Source organism: Rhodobacter sp. TJ_12 (assembly GCF_020023995.1).
Lineage (GTDB): Bacteria > Pseudomonadota > Alphaproteobacteria > Rhodobacterales > Rhodobacteraceae > Rhodobacter.
Genome location: NZ_NRRD01000007.1, coordinates 51789 through 68162 on the forward strand (window position 1 = coordinate 51789; position 16374 = coordinate 68162).

Annotated in this window: 18 protein-coding genes; 12 read left to right on the forward strand and 6 right to left on the reverse strand. The window is 63.4% G+C overall.

The annotated features are described in order from the left end of the window. Positions 1–44 precede the first annotated feature (44 nt). From pufB to CKO11_RS07720, 9 genes are all read left to right on the forward strand, one after another. A complete protein-coding gene (gene pufB, locus CKO11_RS07680) occupies positions 45–194 on the forward strand; it encodes a light-harvesting antenna LH1, beta subunit (protein WP_076484818.1) in 150 nt (49 codons plus the stop codon). Between the two features lie 13 nt (positions 195–207). Beyond that, positions 208–384: a light-harvesting antenna LH1, alpha subunit gene (gene pufA / locus CKO11_RS07685; RefSeq protein WP_076484817.1), complete on the forward strand. Its 177-nt coding sequence runs from the start codon at positions 208–210 to the stop codon at positions 382–384. Positions 385–514: 130 nt separating this feature from the next. Beyond that, a complete protein-coding gene (gene pufL, locus CKO11_RS07690; RefSeq protein WP_223635766.1) occupies positions 515–1363 on the forward strand; it encodes a photosynthetic reaction center subunit L in 849 nt (282 codons plus the stop codon). Then, positions 1356–2276 carry a photosynthetic reaction center subunit M gene (gene pufM / locus CKO11_RS07695; protein ID WP_223635769.1) on the forward strand — a complete coding sequence of 307 codons (921 nt, stop codon included), beginning with the start codon at positions 1356–1358 and terminating at the stop codon, positions 2274–2276. The genes pufL and pufM overlap by 8 nt, the downstream gene beginning before the upstream one ends. Positions 2277–2288: 12 nt before the next feature. After that, positions 2289–2531, forward strand: a complete 243-nt coding sequence (gene pufX / locus CKO11_RS07700; RefSeq protein WP_223635772.1) for an RC-LH1 core complex protein PufX — start codon at positions 2289–2291, stop codon at positions 2529–2531. Between the two features lie 185 nt (positions 2532–2716). After that, positions 2717–4642: a 1-deoxy-D-xylulose-5-phosphate synthase gene (gene dxs / locus CKO11_RS07705; protein WP_223635790.1), complete on the forward strand. Its 1926-nt coding sequence runs from the start codon at positions 2717–2719 to the stop codon at positions 4640–4642. A 123-nt stretch (positions 4643–4765) separates the two neighbouring features. After that, positions 4766–5368 (forward strand): hypothetical protein, encoded by a 603-nt coding sequence (locus CKO11_RS07710; RefSeq protein ID WP_223635794.1) that lies wholly within the window; start codon positions 4766–4768, stop codon positions 5366–5368. Positions 5369–5473: 105 nt separating this feature from the next. Continuing rightward, on the forward strand, positions 5474–6421 hold the full coding sequence (locus CKO11_RS07715) for a lipid A-modifier LpxR family protein (protein WP_223635797.1): 948 nt from the start codon (positions 5474–5476) through the stop codon (positions 6419–6421). A 121-nt stretch (positions 6422–6542) separates the two neighbouring features. Beyond that, on the forward strand, positions 6543–7613 hold the full coding sequence (locus CKO11_RS07720) for a Hint domain-containing protein (RefSeq protein WP_223635801.1): 1071 nt from the start codon (positions 6543–6545) through the stop codon (positions 7611–7613). Between the two features lie 3 nt (positions 7614–7616). On the opposite strand, the gene CKO11_RS07725 is transcribed toward CKO11_RS07720, so the two are convergent. From CKO11_RS07725 to CKO11_RS07735, 3 genes are read right to left on the reverse strand one after another with little or no spacing between them, the layout of a single operon-like run. Further along, positions 7617–9011, reverse strand: a complete 1395-nt coding sequence (locus CKO11_RS07725) for a peptidoglycan -binding protein (protein WP_223635804.1) — start codon at positions 9009–9011, stop codon at positions 7617–7619. Further along, the gene (locus CKO11_RS07730; RefSeq protein WP_223635807.1) at positions 9012–10205 is read right to left on the reverse strand and encodes a biopolymer transporter ExbB; all 1194 of its coding nucleotides are present in this window, start codon (positions 10203–10205) and stop codon (positions 9012–9014) included. 60 nt (positions 10206–10265) lie between these two features. Then, on the reverse strand, positions 10266–10817 hold the full coding sequence (locus CKO11_RS07735) for a gamma-glutamylcyclotransferase (RefSeq protein ID WP_223635811.1): 552 nt from the start codon (positions 10815–10817) through the stop codon (positions 10266–10268). 61 nt (positions 10818–10878) lie between these two features. On the opposite strand from CKO11_RS07735, the gene CKO11_RS07740 reads away from it, so the two are divergent. Further along, positions 10879–11862, forward strand: a complete 984-nt coding sequence (locus tag CKO11_RS07740) for a DUF2125 domain-containing protein (protein ID WP_223635814.1) — start codon at positions 10879–10881, stop codon at positions 11860–11862. 8 nt (positions 11863–11870) lie between these two features. Here CKO11_RS07740 and CKO11_RS07745 read toward each other — a convergent pair whose 3' ends face one another. Both CKO11_RS07745 and hisC read right to left on the reverse strand, forming a co-directional pair. Next, on the reverse strand, positions 11871–12800 hold the full coding sequence (locus CKO11_RS07745; protein ID WP_223635817.1) for a prephenate/arogenate dehydrogenase family protein: 930 nt from the start codon (positions 12798–12800) through the stop codon (positions 11871–11873). Beyond that, a complete protein-coding gene (gene hisC, locus CKO11_RS07750) occupies positions 12797–13888 on the reverse strand; it encodes a histidinol-phosphate transaminase (protein ID WP_223635820.1) in 1092 nt (363 codons plus the stop codon). The genes CKO11_RS07745 and hisC overlap by 4 nt, the downstream gene beginning before the upstream one ends. A 222-nt stretch (positions 13889–14110) precedes the next feature. On the opposite strand from hisC, the gene CKO11_RS07755 reads away from it, so the two are divergent. Further along, complete coding sequence (locus CKO11_RS07755; protein ID WP_223635823.1) at positions 14111–14548, forward strand: peptidoglycan-binding protein; 438 nt, start codon at positions 14111–14113, stop codon at positions 14546–14548. A gap of 75 nt (positions 14549–14623) precedes the next feature. On the opposite strand, the gene CKO11_RS07760 is transcribed toward CKO11_RS07755, so the two are convergent. Next, positions 14624–15604: a hypothetical protein gene (locus CKO11_RS07760; RefSeq protein WP_223635826.1), complete on the reverse strand. Its 981-nt coding sequence runs from the start codon at positions 15602–15604 to the stop codon at positions 14624–14626. Positions 15605–15825: 221 nt separating this feature from the next. On the opposite strand from CKO11_RS07760, the gene infC reads away from it, so the two are divergent. Then, complete coding sequence (gene infC, locus CKO11_RS07765; RefSeq protein WP_411741999.1) at positions 15826–16365, forward strand: translation initiation factor IF-3; 540 nt, start codon at positions 15826–15828, stop codon at positions 16363–16365. Positions 16366–16374 lie beyond the last annotated feature (9 nt).

Consider the following 16374-nt stretch of genomic DNA (forward strand, 5'->3'; position numbering starts at 1 on the left):
GGCCGCAGGGGTTGCGGCGTCAGTCTGCCAATCCGGAGGTTGTTATGGCTGATAAGAACGACCTGAGCTTCACAGGTCTTAGCGACGAGCAGGCGCAGGAACTGCATGCCGTCTACATGAGCGGTCTCTCGGCGTTCGTCGCCGTTGCGGTTCTCGCTCACTTGGCGGTTTTCATCTGGCGTCCGTGGTTCTGAGGAGAATCTGAAAATGTCCAAGTTCTACAAAATCTGGCTCGTTTTCGATCCCCGTCGCGTGTTCGTGGCGCAGGGCGTGTTCCTGTTCCTTCTCGCGGTGCTGATCCATCTGATCCTGCTCTCGACCCCCGCTTTCAACTGGCTCACCGTTGCCACGGCCAAACATGGCTACGTGGCCGCGTCCCAGTAAGCGCGAACAAGCATCGCGGGCGGGGCGCATGCCGTCCCGCCCGCGATCACACCGCAAGACGCAACCCATCGGCACGATCCGGAGCCTTTCGCCGGGCTAAGGACCGTCCCGCAACAGCGGAGACACGGGCATGGCTTTGCTCAGCTTCGAACGAAAATATCGCGTGCCGGGCGGCACCTTAGTTGGCGGGAACCTTTTCGACTTCTGGGTCGGACCCTTCTACGTGGGGTTCTTCGGGGTTACTTCCATCTTCTTCGCCGCTCTTGGTACTCTTCTCATCCTGTGGGGGGCTGCGCTGCAAGGCACGTGGAACCCGCAATTGATTTCCATCGTGCCTCCGTCGATTGACGTGGGCCTTGGTATGGCACCGCTCGCCGCAGGCGGGCTTTGGCAGGTCATCACCGTCTGCGCCATCGGCGCATTCTGCAGCTGGGCGCTGCGCGAGGTGGAAATCTGCCGCAAGCTCGGTATCGGCTATCACATTCCGATCGCTTTCTCGATGGCGATCTTTGCCTATATCACGCTGGTGGTGATCCGCCCGGTGATGATGGGCGCTTGGGGATATGCTTTCCCCTACGGTATCTGGACCCACCTCGATTGGGTTTCGAACACCGGCTACACCTACGGGAACTTCCACTATAACCCGTTCCACATGCTGGGGATCAGCTTGTTCTTCACCACCGCTTGGGCGTTGGCGATGCACGGCGCGCTTGTTCTCTCGGCCGCGAACCCGGTCAAGGGCAAGACCATGCGCTCGCCCGATCACGAAGACACCTACTTCCGCGATCTTATCGGCTATTCGCTCGGCACGCTCGGCATTCACCGCGTCGGCCTGCTGCTCGCTCTCAATGCGGTGTTCTGGTCGGCCATGTGCATGCTCGTGACTGGCACCATCTACTTCGATCTGTGGAGTGACTGGTGGTACTGGTGGGTCGACATGCCGTTCTGGGTCGACATCGCGGGAGGCATCAATGGTTGAGTATCAAAACTACTTCGCTCAGGTGCAGGTTAAGGGGGAGCCCGAACTCGGGCTCACCGAACAGGTCGATCTTTCCGAACGTACCGGCGCTGGTTTCTGGTCCATCTTGGGCTGGATGGGCAACGCCCAGATCGGTCCGATCTACCTCGGCATCGCCGGCACCGTCTCGCTGGCCTTCGGTCTGGCTTGGTTCATGACCATCGGCTTCTGGTTCTTCTACCAGGCGGGCTTCAACCCGGCCGTGTTCATGCGCGACCTGTTCTACTTCAGCCTTGAGCCGCCGGCGGCGGAATGGGGTCTGGGCCTTGCGCCGCTTGGCGAGGGTGGTGTGTGGCAGATCGCTTCGGTCTTCATGGCGATCTCGGTCATCACCTGGTGGGTCCGTGTCTACACCCGCGCCGAACAACTTGGCATGGGCAAGCACATGGCTTGGGCCTTCCTGTCGGCGATCTGGTTGTGGTCGGTTCTGGGCTTCTGGCGCCCGATCATGATGGGCTCGTGGAGCGTGGCCGTGCCGTATGGCGTGTTCTCGCACCTTGACTGGACCAACCAGTTCTCGCTGGACCACGGCAACCTGTTCTATAACCCCTTCCACGGTCTTTCGATCGCGGCGCTCTATGGCTCGGCTCTGCTGTTCGCCATGCACGGTGCAACGATCCTTGCCGTTAGCCGCTTCGGCGGGGAGCGGGAACTCGAACAGATCGCTGACCGCGGCACCGCTTCGGAACGTGCGGCTCTGTTCTGGCGCTGGACCATGGGCTTCAACGCCACCATGGAAGGTATCCACCGCTGGGCGCTTTGGATGGCCGTGATGGTCACCCTGACGGGCGGCATCGGCATCCTGCTCTCGGGGACCGTGGTCGATAACTGGTTCGTCTGGGCTCAAAACCACGGCTACGCGCCGGTCAACTGAGGAGACGTGACCATGTTCGGCAAACCGTTGTTCGACAAACCCTATGACTTCTCCAATGGCTCGAAGTTCTCGATGGGGATTTGGATCGGTCGTCAGATGACCTGGGGGGCGGTGCTTGCATCGATCTTCGTGGGCTTCCTGCTCGGTCTGTTCCTGTTCTCCTACTTCGTGGGGATGTTCCTGCCCGAGCGCAGCAAAGAGGCGCCCTCGCCCTACTCGGCCCTTGAGGTCGTGTCGGTTACGGAAATCGCCTGATCTGACTTTCCGGCCGCCTGTGCTTTCGCGCATGGGCGGTCGGTTCCCGTTTCCGGACCCCAGTTCGGAAGCTTTGGGGCCCCCACAGGCTCCATCCCTTCCCTGTGAACACAGGCACCTTGGTGCCGTGCGGCACCGCCCGCGGCACCATTTTTACCAATACCTGCTCATCGGAGGACGCAGCCATGAGCGACACCGCTTCCCGCACCCCGCATCTTGACCGAGTGACCGGCCCGGCCGATCTCAAGCCGATGAGCACGACCGAGCTGACCGCGCTGGCCAGCGAAGTGCGCCGCGAGACGGTCGAGATCGTCAGCGAAACGGGGGGGCATCTTGGCTCGTCGCTGGGGGTGGTGGAATTGACCGTGGCGCTGCACGCGGTTTTTAATTCGCCGGGTGACAAGTTGATCTGGGATGTGGGGCACCAATGCTATCCGCATAAGATCCTGACCGGGCGGCGCTCGAAAATGTTGACCTTGCGCCAAGCGGGTGGCCTGTCGGGGTTCACCAAACGCTCGGAAAGCCCGCATGATCCGTTTGGCGCGGGCCATTCCTCTACCTCGATTTCCGCCGCCGTCGGCTTTGCCGTGGGCCGCGATATGGGCCAGCCCGTGGGCGATACGGTCGCCATCATCGGCGATGGCTCGATCACCGCGGGCATGGCCTATGAGGCGTTGAACCATGCCGGGCACCTGAACACCCGGATGTTCGTGATCTTGAATGATAATGACATGTCGATTGCGCCGCCGGTGGGCGCGTTGCAACGCTATTTGAACACGATCGGGCGGCAGGCCCCCTTTGCCGCGCTCAAGGCCGCCGCCGAAGGGATCGAGATGCATCTGCCCGGCCCGGTGCGCGATGGCGCCCGCCGCGCGCGCCAGATCGTCACAGCCATGCCGGGCGGCGCGACCTTCTTTGAAGAGTTGGGCTTTGATTACATCGGCCCGGTCGATGGCCATAATATGGATGAGCTGGTCGAAACGCTGCGCGTGGCGCGCGCGCGCGCGTCCGGCCCGGTGCTGATCCATGTCTGCACCACCAAGGGCAAGGGCTACGCCCCCGCGGAAGGGGCCGAAGACAAGCTGCATGGCGTGTCGAAATTCGACATCGAGACCGGCAAGCAAAAGAAATCGGTCCCGAATGCGCCCAATTACACGGCCGTTTTCGGCGAACGTCTGACCGTCGAAGCCGCCCAAGATCCGACGATTGTCGGCGTCACCGCCGCGATGCCCACCGGCACCGGGTTGGATGTCATGGGCAAACGGTTCCCGAACCGCGTCTTTGATGTGGGTATTGCCGAACAACATGCCGTGACGTTCTCGGCGGGGATGGCGGCGGCGGGGCTTAAGCCTTTCTGTGCGCTATATTCCAGCTTCTTGCAGCGCGGCTATGACCAGATCGTGCATGATGTGGCGCTGCAAAACCTGCCGGTGCGCTTCATGATCGACCGCGCGGGGCTGGTGGGGCAGGACGGGGCGACCCATGCGGGGGCCTTTGACGTGTCGATGCTTGCCAACCTGCCCAATTTCACCGTGATGGCGGCGGCGGATGAGGCCGAATTGTGCCATATGATCGTGACCGCTGTGGCCAATAACGCCGGGCCGACCGCGCTGCGGTATCCGCGCGGCGAGGGCCGTGGGGTGGACATGCCTGAGCGCGGCGAGGTGCTCGAAATCGGCAAGGGCCGGGTGCTGCAAGAGGGCAGCGACGTCGCGCTATTGTCGTATGGGGCGCATCTGTCCGAGGCGCTGAAGGCCGCCGAGATGCTGGCCGCCGAAGGCGTGTCTGTCACTGTGGCCGATGCCCGCTTTGCCCGCCCGCTGGACACCGATCTGATCGACCGGCTGATCGACAACCACCCGGTATTCATCACGCTGGAACAAGGTGCGATGGGGGGCTTTGGCGCGATGGTGCTGCATTACCTTGCCCGCACCGCGCAGCTTGAAAAGGGCCGCGCGATCCGCACCATGACGCTGCCCGATCACTTCGTCGATCACGGCTCGCCCAAGGAAATGTATGAATGGGCAGGGCTGACAGCGGCCGATATTTGCAAGACCGCGCTCGGGGCCTTGCGCCCGGCAGCGCCGGTGCATCAGCTTCACCGGGCCTGAGCTTCGGTCATACCCGTTCGATCCGGGCCCCGAACACGGGGCTTGCGTTCGGGCAAACCGCCATGACACAGTCGGGGGGCAGGCCTTGCTTGCTGCCTGAGAATGCCATGTCGGACCGCGCCCTTGAAGTTCCAACAGGTCTATTACGTCGTTGACGCTCAATTCCGGATTCTGTGGATCGGCGGGGAATGGGACGATTTCGCACTGGCCAATGGCGGTGCGGCGGCGCGCGCGAACACGGTCTTGTCCAGCGATCTTTTAGCGCATGTCTCGGGCGCCAGCACCCGCACCGCATTGGCCGAGATGATCGGCGCCGTGCGTGAAACCCAGCGTCCGGCGCGGCTGGATTACCGCTGCGACAGCCCGCAGATGCTGCGCCGGTTTCAACTGTCGATCCAGCCGATGAAGGATGGCCGGGTTTTGATGGTGCATGATTTGCGCGATGCCCGCGCCTTCGATGCGCCGCTGCCGCCCTGGCGGGCCGATCCGGCGGCCAAGGCGCAGAAATGCTCTTTTTGTGGGGCGGTGCACCGCTTGGGGGGCACAAAGGGCAAGGGGCAATGGGATTTTGCCGAGGATTTGGGCGCGCGCCATCCGCAATGCGTGACCTATGTCATCTGCCCCGGTTGTGCCGCGCAGATCGCAGAGGTGATCGACCGGCTCCACCAGGAGCGCGCGCCCGATCCGGCTGCGACCGGCGGTTTTGGCCCGCCCGACGATGCCTAGGCGCAGCGGCGGCCAAATTTCTGCCGGATTCGGTTGTCTATGTGCATTCACGATTGGTTAAGCACGTGCCCGTCAAATGGGCCGGACCACATGAGCAGGACAGATATGTTGCCCCGATTCCGCGCGGCTCTGCGCACCGCCGCCCTTTCCCTTTTTGCCTGCGCGCTTTCGGTGGGGGGGGCCGCCCCGGTGCAGGCCGATCCCGGGGCGCGTCAGTTCTTGGGGTTTGGGCATTTTCTTGACAATGACCTAATCGGTGATGGCAAAGACCGTTGGCAAAGCGGCTCTTACACGCTGTCATGGCTGCGCGGGCCGGGTTGGGCTGGGCGCTTGCCGCAACAGCCGTTTGAAATTCTGGAATATCGTTTGGGGGGCAGTATCGTCGCGCCCGCGCGGTTGCGCAACCCGCGCCCGGGTGACCGGCGTTATGTGGCCAAGTCGATGTTTTCGGTGCACACGCCCTTTGCGCCCGCGCCAGGGCTAGAGGCCGATCTGGGGCTTGGCCTTGTCTGGACCGGTCCCTCCAACGGGGTGTCGCAGATCCAAGAGTTTTTGCATCGGGTGCTTTCCGCGCCGCGCCCGGTGGTGGCGGCCAATCAATGGCCCAATCATCTTTACCCGGTGGCGACCGCAGAATTGGCGCGCCCGATTGCCTTGGGTGTGGCGGAACTGCGCCCCTTCGTGTCCGCGCGTGCGGGCGATGAAAGCTTTGTGCGCGCCGGGGCCGATCTGGCTTTTGGGCGCCGCGAAGGCGGGGCGCTGTGGCTGCGTGATGAGGTGACCGGGCAGCGCTATGTGGGCATTTCGGGGCAGCAGGCAGGCGGCACCAGTTTTGTGCTGGGCGGCGATATCGCCCATGTCTTCGACAGCCAATATTTTCCCGCAGCCGGTGGTGTGGCGCTTGAGCCGACCCGCAAGCGGCTGCGTGTGGGCGTCACCACCCGGATCGGTGCCCTTGGGGTGTTTTATGGCGCAACCTGGCTATCTAAGGAGTTCAAGGGCCAGCCCGAGTGGCAGGTGATCGGGTCACTGCGACTGCGGCTTAATTTTTAAATGGGCGGCGGCTTTGGGTTGCCGTGACAAAGGGGATTCCCAAGCCGAATCACCCGTGCTAGCGTTACCGGCAATGAAGGGTCAAAAGGCCCATATAAACGAGGCGCGGGACATACAGGCAATGAAACCGAGTTATCTCGGAACTTTCGTCATTTCTTGGGCGCAGACAGAGATCGATGGCGCGGAGGGCGCGCCGGTCGATGCGCTTTCCACGGGGGCATGCTGGCGCTGGACCGGAGAAGCGGTGCAGATCGATGGGCCTTCGGCACCGCTGTTGCTGACCGGGGCCGAGGGGGAGGCCGAGATGCGGTTGCGCGCCGCGCGCGTGGTGCGCCGCCTTTTGGGCGCCGCGATGGAGCCCGATGGCGCGCAGACGCTGTTGACGGGCGCGGAGTTGCCCGATCTGCCCGATCAAAGTTTCACCATCACCGACGGGATCGAGGCCTATGTGGTCACCTTGGTCGCCTTGCCCGAGGCGCGGGCGCGTTTGTTGATGTTTTCGGGCCGGGTGCCGCCGCGCGATACCGATTTGTGGCTGGTCGATAGCACCGTCGATACCCGCCCCGAGGCCCTGCGCCTGCCCGATCCGGGGGTGATTTGCTTTACACCGGGCACTTTGATCGACAAGCCCCACGGCAAGCGCCCGGTCGAGGCGTTGCGTCCGGGCGACAAGGTTTTTACCCGTGACGATGGCGCGCAAGAGCTGCACTGGATCGGGTCACGGCGGATGAGCGGCGCGCGGCTTTATGCGCTGCCGCATCTACGCCCGGTGCGCATCCGTGCGGGCGCGTTTGGCCGCGAACAGCCTGCGGGCGATCTGCTGGTTTCGCCGCAGCATCGGGTCTTGGTCAAGGGGCCGGCCGCGCGCGCGCTGTTTAACGAAAGCGAAGTGCTGGTGCAGGCGCTCGATCTGGTGAATGGCGGGTCGGTGCGGCGCGAACACAGCCTGCCCGAAGTGCATTACATGCATCTGATGTTTGAACGCCATCAAGTGATCTGGGGCAATGGTGTGGAAAGCGAAAGCTTTCATCCCGCCTCGACCGCCTTTGAGATGATTGATCCCGCGCAACGCGCCGGTCTTTTGGCGCTTTGTCCCGGGGCCGCGCAAGACCCGCTTAGCTATGGCGCCTTTGCACGGCGCGCGCTGACATCCTCCGAAGCGGCGATCTTGCGCCACGATCTGGCGGCCTGAGGGTTAGCGCTCGGTCAGTTTCAACTCGATGCGGCGGTTTTGGGCGCGGGCCTCGTCGCTCGTGCCCTCGGCCACCGGGCGAAACTCGCCAAAGCCCGCCGCCGCCAGCCGCTTGGGGTTGAACCCCTGCGTATCGATCAGATAGCGCACCACCGACAGCGCACGCGCTTGCGACAATTCCCAATTGTCCTTGAATTCGCCAAGCCCCGAAAGCGGCGTGTCATCGGTAAAGCCATCCACCTCCAACACCCAATCGATTTCGGGGGGGATTTCGCTGGCCAGATCGCGGAAGGTTTCAGCCACGCGGGCAATTTGCGCCTGCCCCTCGGGGGCCAGTTCGGCAGAGCCCGGTTCAAACAGCACCTCGGAGGAAAACACGAACCGGTCGCCCACCACCCGCACGCCCGCGCGGCCTTCAAGCAGTTGCGACATGCGGCCAAAGAATTCGGAACGATAGCGTTCAAGATTGCGCGCTTCGGCTTCGGCGCGCTGGCGGGCCTCTTCTTCCAATTCGGCGCGGCGCTTTTGTTCCGCCGCGACCTGTGCCAGTGCGGCATTCAGCCGACTGCCCAAGGCCTCGACCTGCACCTTGGCAGCGGCATCCTTGTCGCGTGCTTCATCCAGCACCGCTTGCAGATCGGACAATTGCCCCCGCAACGCCGCGATCTGCTGGTTCAACAGCGCCACCTGTTCGGCATTGCGGTCGGCCTCGGCGCGGGTTTCGGTCAGGGTCTTTTCCGCCATGGCCTTCAGGCCTGCTTGCCGTTCGGCTTCGGTCAGTTGCGCATCAAGCTTGTCTTGCAGATCGGATTTCGCGGCTTCGGCAGCGGCCAGCAGCGTCAGCGTTTCCTCGGCCTTTTGGCGCGCGGCCTCCAGTTGCAAACGCGCCGCCGTCAGCGCCGATTCCGAGGTTTGCAGGTCGTCTTGCAACCCCGCGATCCGCGCGGCGCGTTCGGCCAGTTGCGCATCGCGATCATCAAGCCGGGCCTGCTGGTCGGCCAACTGGGTGTCGCGATCAGCGAGCGCGGCCTTTTGGCTGGCAATCGTCGCCTCTTGGGCGGCGATCTGGCCGCGTGCGGCTTCGGCATCGGCCAAAAGGGCCGAGACCTGTGCCTCAAACGCGGAAATTTGCGCGCCCGCAGCCTCAAGCCGTCCGGTCAGTTGTGCGGTTTTCGCCTCTTCAAGCGAAAGCGCCTGCGCCAGGCTGGCCACCTGCTGCGACAGCGCAGACAATTCGTGATCTTTGGTGGTGATCGTATCGCGCAGCATCGATTGCACGATCATGAAGATCGAGATCACGAAAAACAGCACCATCAAAAGCGCGGCCATCGCATCCACAAAGCCGGGCCAGACATTGGTGGAAAAACGCGCGCCGCCGCGCCGGGCCGAAAGCGCCATCTAGCCCCCCGTGCGCCCGCGCGACAGGATCGCCCGTGTCAGCGCCGCAAAATCGTTGCGCAATTCGGCCATGCTTTCTTGCCGCCCGGCGGCCATTTCTTCCAACAGCCGCGACAATTGCAGATCGATAGAGCGCAACCGCATGCGCATTTCGCCATCGACCTCGGCCTCTTGGTCCGCTTCGGCGCGTTGGCTAAGCGCCTCCATAGCGCCGATCAGCCGGTCTTGTCCGGCGGCCATGCGCGACAGCGATTGCGCCTGTGCGTTGCGCTGCTCGACCTCGGTGCTCATCCGGCCCGCGAAATCGGCAAAGGATTGCGTCAGATGCGCAAGCTGGGTTTCGGTTTGGGCGCGGGCATGTTCGGCGCGCGTGAACAGGCTTTGCAGCGCATCCATCTGTTCGGCCATATGGTCAAGGATCTCGGCCACGGCAGAGGCTTCGCCGCTGTCGCCCTCGGCCGCGGCAAAGCTGAGCCGCGTGATCGAGGAAATCCATTCCTCAAGCTCGCGGTAAAAGCGGTTTTGCCCATGGGTGACGAACAGCTCTAGCAACCCCACCACAAGCGAGCCCGCAAGCCCAAGCAGCGACGAGGAAAAGGCTGTGCCCATACCGCCCAACTGGTTTTCCAGCCCGCCCATCAACCGCTCAAAGACCAAAGTGGCGCTTTCGCCCGGTTGCGGGGCGAGTGCCCGGATCGTTTCCACCACGCCCGGCACGGTGGTGGCAAGCCCGTAGAAGGTGCCAAGCAAGCCAAGGAAGATCAGAAGGTTTGACAGATATCGGGTGATATCGCGGGCTTCATCGATCCGCGTGCCGACAGATTCAAGGATCGAGCGCGCCGCCGAGGTTGCGATGGAGCGTGACGACCCGCGCGCCCCAAGCAAGGCCGCCAAAGGCGCCAGCATCTGGGGCGCTTTGTAGTGCGGACGCCCGGGACGGTCAGCGGCGAAGCTTTCGATCCAGCTGACCGCCTTGATCAATTGGGCCACTTGCCAAAAACAGGCGATTACCCCGGCCCCGAACACGGCGAAAATCACCCCGTTCAGCCATGGGTTGGCTTGGAAGATCGCGGAAATCGGACCATAGGCGAACCAGCCGCCTGCACCGATAAGGCCCAAGACGGCGAGCATCGAGGCCACTTGCCGGACGGGTTGCGAGAACTGCGGGGCCTGAGGGCGGGCCGGTGCGCGCATGATATGCCTCTCGTCTGCTCTTGGCGCGAGGATATGCCGCAGATTGGCCCGTGCCAAGGGTCAGTCGATCAGCACACGCACCCGTGTTGCCAGCGCCACAAGGTCATCATCCTCAAGGCCGAGTTCGGCCAGATGCGCGACGGTGTTAAACAGGTAATCGCGGTTCGGTCCGCGCCCGCCCACGGCGGTGGCAATGATCTGCGCCTGTTCCTCGACCCCGATCTGGCAATATTGTGGCCCGGTGCGGTCGATCACATAGGTCACGGTTTCGACCTTGCGGCCATCTTGCAAGGTCACGGGCAGGCGCCGCTCCAGATAGGCGTCCGACACCAATTCCCGCGCGCGGGTCTGCGCCAGAACCGGCTCGCGCTCTTTTTCCGGCACGCGCAGCGCCACCCCCCAGCAATGCGCGCCGGGCTGGGCATCCAGTGCCAAGACAAGGCCGGGGTTTTCCGCCGTGCCGCGAAAATGGATCGAGCGCATGCAAAAGCTGCGGTGCCAGCCCTCAAGCCGCGCGGGCACGGCCTCTGCGGGCGTAAAACCCGGATCCCAGACCAAAGAGCCATAGCCAAAAATCCACAAAGGGGCAGAATGGTCGTGCGCGTCGGTCATGGGCTGGCTCTCCTTCGCGGCGGGGCATAAAGGGATTGGGCGATTTTGGGAAGGGGCAGCAATGCGGATCTGGGGCTGGATGGTGCTGGCGGCGGGGCTGGCGGCAGCGACAAGCTGGGGTGGCAGTGCGGCGCTGGTGCAGGGCGTGCGCAGCGGGTTCGCGCAGCTTGAGACGCGCGGTCAGGGGCAGGTGGCGACGGTCGCGGCACAGGGCTTTCCGCTTGCCATGGGGGCCGCGCTGCAGGGCGTGCGCCTGACCGATCCGGCACAGGGGATCGATTGGCAGATTCCGGCCCTGACCCTGTCCGCACCGCTTTGGGCCCCCTTGGATTGGCAAGCCGATTTGGCCTTGCCGCAAAACCTTTTGCTGGGCGGGGTGCCCTTTGTTGTTGCGGGGCAGGGGGCCAAGCTCGATCTGGCGCTTGGGCTGGGGCGCGATCTGCCCTTGCGCGGCGGCGGCTTGGCCTTGCGCGAGCTTAGCCTGACCGGGGCGGGGGCCGCTGTCTCTTCGATCGCGGTGGACAGCGTCTTTCTGCGGGTGGAACCGGGCAATGGGGCGGGCCGCTATGAGATTTCGGGGCAAGCGCAGGCGATCACCTTGCCGCCGCGTCTCGCCGCCGCACTAAGCCCGCAGGCGCTTTTTCCCGATCGGCTGGACCGCGTTTCGCTATCGGCCAGTGTGGCCACCGAACCGCCGCTTGCGCTTCTGGCGCGAACCGCCCCGCGCCTGACGGCGGTCGATATCGCGGCGGGCGAACTGGTCTGGGGCGGGTATCGGCTTGGGGTTTCGGGCGCGCTGACTGTGTCTGAGGCGGGCTGGCCCGAGGGCACGCTGATGCTGGCCATATCCGATTGGCAAGCTTGGCTAGCGCTTGCGCGCGGCACCGGGATGCTGCGGGCCGATCAAATGCGAATGCTTACGGCGCTCGCACAAGGGCTGGCTGGGCAAAGCGCGGATGGCGTGATCCGGCTTCCGGTTAGCTTTGCAGGGGGAACGATGTTTTTCGCGGGGCTGCCGATTGGCCCGGCCCCGCGTTTGCGCTAAGCCCGCGGTTACTTTTTCGTGGGGGTGGCAGGCGGCGTGCGGCCAAAGTCGGGCGCGGCAGTATCTTGGCCCGCCTCGATGATGCCGCGCCGGATCGCCCGGGTCTTCGTGAAATAGTCAAACAGCATGTCGCCATCGCCCATGCGGATCGCGCGTTGCAGCATGAACAATTCTTCGGTGAAGCGGCCCAGAATATCGAGCGTGGCTTCCTTGTTGGTCAGGAACACATCGCGCCACATTGTCGGATCCGAGGCGGCGATCCGGGTGAAATCCCGAAAGCCCGAGGCGGAATATTTGATCACCTCGTCTTGGGTGACGCGGCGCAAATGATCGGCCACGCCCACCATCGTGTAGGCAATCAGGTGCGGGGTATGAGATACAACCGCCAGCACCAGATCGTGCCGGGTGACCTCCATCTCATCGACATTGGCCCCAAGCCCGGTCAAAAACTCTTTCAGCCGGGTCACTGCCGCTGGGTCATTGCTTTCAAGCGGGGTGACAAGCCACCAACGGTTCACAAACAGCGTCGCAAAGCCCGAGCGCGGGCCGGAATGTTCGGTGCCGGCCAGCGGATGGCCGGGAATGAATTGCACATGATCGGGCAGATGCGGCGCAACCGCCTCGACCACGGCCTGTTTGACCGACCCCACATCGGTAACCGTGGCGCCGGGCGCTAGATGCGGGGCAATCTCGCGCGCGATGGCCTCCATTGCGCCGACGGGCACGCACAAAACCACCAGGTCCGCCCCGGCCACCGCCTCGGCGGCGGTTTCAAAGACGCGGTCCACCAGCCGGATGTCTTTTGCGATGGCGCGGGTCTCGGCCGAGCGCGCATGGCCCACAATCTCATTGGCCAGACCATTGGCCCGGATCGCATGGGCCATGGAAGAGGCAATCAGCCCCAGCCCGATCAATGCGACGCGGTCGTAATGGCTCATACGGTGCCGCCTGCCTTGAAGACCCCGATCAAATGCGCCACGCGCCGACACGAGGGTTCATCGCCCACGGTGATGCGCAGGCAATGCGGCAGCCCGTAGCTGCCCACGCGCCGCACGATCAGCCCGTCTTTTTTCAAAAAGTCGTCACAGGCCTCGGCCTCGGCTTCCGAGCCAAAGCGCGCCAAAACGAAATTGGCCAGCGAGGTGTCATTGGGCACGCCACGTTCGGCCAAGGCCTCGGACAGCCAATGACGCAGCCGCGCATTTTCCGCCCGGCAATGCGCGATCCAATCTTGGTCGCGCACCGCGGCCTCGGCGGTTTCAAGCTGTGCGGTGGACAGGTTGAACGGGTCGCGGATGCGCGACAGCACATCGATGATCGCCTTGGGCCCATAGGCCCAGCCGATCCGCAGCCCGCCAAGACCATAAATCTTGGAGAAGGTGCGCGTCATCACCACATTGGGCAGCCGCTCGGCCAATTCGGCGCCGCCGTCATAGCCATCGACATATTCGGCATAGGCGCTGTCGATCACCAGCATCGCCTGTTTCGGTAAGCCCATCGCCAGCCGCTCCAACTCTGCCAGCCCGACCATCGTGCCGGTCGGATTGTTGGGGTTGGCGATGAAGACGATCTTGGTTTTCTTGGTGCAGGCGGCCAAGATCGCATCCACATCGATGGTGCGTTCGCGTTCGGGCACGGCCACCGGGGTCGCGCCTGCGCCTTTGGCGGCGATCGCATACATCAAAAAACCATGCTCGGTATGCAGAACCTCGTCTTTGGGGCCGGCATAGGCATTGGTGATCATGCGGATGATCTCATCCGAGCCGACGCCGCAGATGATCCGCTCCGGGTCAAGCCCATGCACCTCGCCAATCGCCTGGCGCAGCGCGGCGTGATCGGTCGAGGGGTAGCGGTGCAGCTTGTGCATGCAGCGTCCGAACGCCTCTTTCGCCTTGTCAGAGGGGCCGTGCGGGTTCTCGTTCGAGCTCAGCTTGATCGCATCGCTGACCCCGGCAACATGCGAGGCGCCGCCCTGATAGAGCGCGATATCGAGAATGCCGGGTTGGGGGCGGATCGGGTCGGTCATGGCTGCATTCCTTGTCCTCGTGGCCTCAATAGCGGGCAAGATCGTGCTTTGGAAGCCTTGTTTGGCGGCTTTGAAAAGGTGTGGTTCTGCGGCACCGCCACCCGATCGATAAAGTTTTAGGAAATTCGCAAAGAATTGCTGGAATCCTGCCCATGATCGTGCCGCATTTCGCCGCGATCCCGGGGGAAGACTATCCGATCCGGAACCGAAAAAAGGCTTGTCATGTCTGATATGAAACGCCCGCCCCGCGAATTGTTTGCCGCCGCGCTGGTTGCGTTTTCGTTGACTGGTCCGGTCTGGGCCGGGCAAGACGGTTTGCGCGAAGGGTTCAACGCGCTTAGCCAAGAAGAGCGGATCGCCGTCCAACGTGAATTGGCGCGGGCGGATTTGTTCTTTGCCCCGGTCGATGGGCATTGGAACAGTGCAACCGAGCGCGCGCTGCGCCGTTCGGTGGAAACGATTGCGCTGGCCTCGGGCGACCGGCTGCACCCAAAGATCAACAATCCCTCGGCGGCCTCGCGCTTTATGAGCGATTTGGGGGCGCGGGCCTATCGGCGTCTGCTTTACGGCGGCAGCTTGTTCGAGCGGGTGTTCTTCCTGTCCGAAGATCCGGTGTTGGATGCACAGGCCGCCTTGGCCAAACGCCGCTCCGAGCGCTAGGCGCGGCACAACGCATCATCGCCATGAAAAACGCCGCCCCAAGGGGCGGCGTTCTCAAACCCATTTGGGGCGATCTTATTCCGCAGCGGCGGCAATAGCCGCTTGGGCCGCGGCAAGCGCGGCAGCGGCGGCCGCATTGGCTTTGGTCGCAGCTTCTTGCGCAGCGGTGGCGGCGGCAACAGCTTCGGCAACCGGGTCAACAGCGGCTTCTTCGACCGGGGCAGCTTCTTCGGCGGCGGGTTCTTCAGCAGCGGCTTCTTCGACCGGGGCAGCTTCTTCGGCGGCCGGTTCTTCAGCCGCGGCTTCTTCGACCGGGGCAGCTTCTTCGGCGGCCGGTTCTTCAGCAGCGGCTTCTTCGACCGGGGCAGCTTCCTCAGCGGCCGGTTCTTCAGCAGCGGCTTCTTCGACCGGGGCAGCTTCCTCGGCGGCCGGCTCTTCAGCAGCGGCTTCTTCGACCGGGGCAGCTTCTTCGGCGGCCGGTTCTTCAGCAGCGGCTTCTTCGACCGGAGCAGCTTCTTCGGCGGCCGGTTCTTCAGCAGCGGCTTCTTCGACCGGGGCAGCTTCTTCGGCGGCCGGCTCTTCAGCAGCGGCTTCTTCGACCGGGGCAGCTTCTTCGGCGGCCGGCTCTTCAGCAACGGCTTCTTCGACCGGGGCAGCTTCCTCGGCGGCCGGCTCTTCAGCAGCGGCTTCTTCGACCGGAGCAGCTTCTTCGGCGGCCGGTTCTTCAGCAGCGGCTTCTTCGACCGGAGCAGCTTCTTCAGCGGCCGGCTCTTCAGCAGCGGCTTCTTCGACCGGAGCAGCTTCTTCGGCGGCGGGTTCTTCAGCCGCGGCTTCTTCGACCGGAGCAGCTTCTTCTTCGACCACAGCCACGTCTTCGGCCGGCGCAGCAGCTTCTTCAGCCGGAGCAGCGGCGGGGGTCGGCGCGGTCACATAGTTGACCTCATATTTCGGAGCCGAGGCGCCAAGGACCGCCGCAAGGACGATGCCGCCGCCCAGAACGCTCAGCATCACCTTTTGGTTCTGCGGCAGATCTTTCCAGCTTTTCTTATCGCTCATATTTCCCCCCTCTGTGCTGTTGGGAATCTCATTGGGAACACGTCAATACCGCCAGTTATGGACCGCAAGGCACGGAAAGGAAACGTGTCGCATTGCCGCCTTTGGCGGATCGGCGGATCGATTCTCATGACGCCGGTGTTGATTCGCAATAAACCGGTTGAAACACAGGGTTGCAGGCCCTATTTTGCCCGCCATTCTTGGACCGTAGAAGGAAGACCGTCATAGCCCGCAGACCGCACAATGCCCCGCCGCAACGCGACACCGGCCCCCGGATCAACGATCGCATCCGCGCGCCCGAAATCCGCCTGATTGGCGCTGATGGCGAAAACGTGGGGGTGGTCACCCCGCAGCGCGCGATGATGATGGCGCAGGAAGCCGGCCTTGACCTCGTGGAAATCTCGCCCACCGCGACGCCGCCGGTGTGCAAGATTATGGACTACGGCAAGTTCAAGTATGAACAGCAGAAGAAAGAGGCCGAGGCGCGCAAAAAACAAAAGATCATCGAGGTCAAGGAAATCAAATTCCGCCCCGGCACCGACACGCATGATTATGACGTGAAGATGCGCTCGGTGATGAAATTCCTTGGCGAAGGCGACAAGGTGAAGGTCACCTTGCGGTTCCGGGGCCGGGAAATGGCGCACCAAAGCCTTGGGCTGGAGTTGCTGAATCGCGTGGCCGCCGATGTCGGCGAGGCGGGCAAGGTCGAAAGCATGCCCAAGCTGGAAGGCCGCCAGATGGTGATGATGATCGCGCCGCGCTAAGCCGGTTGT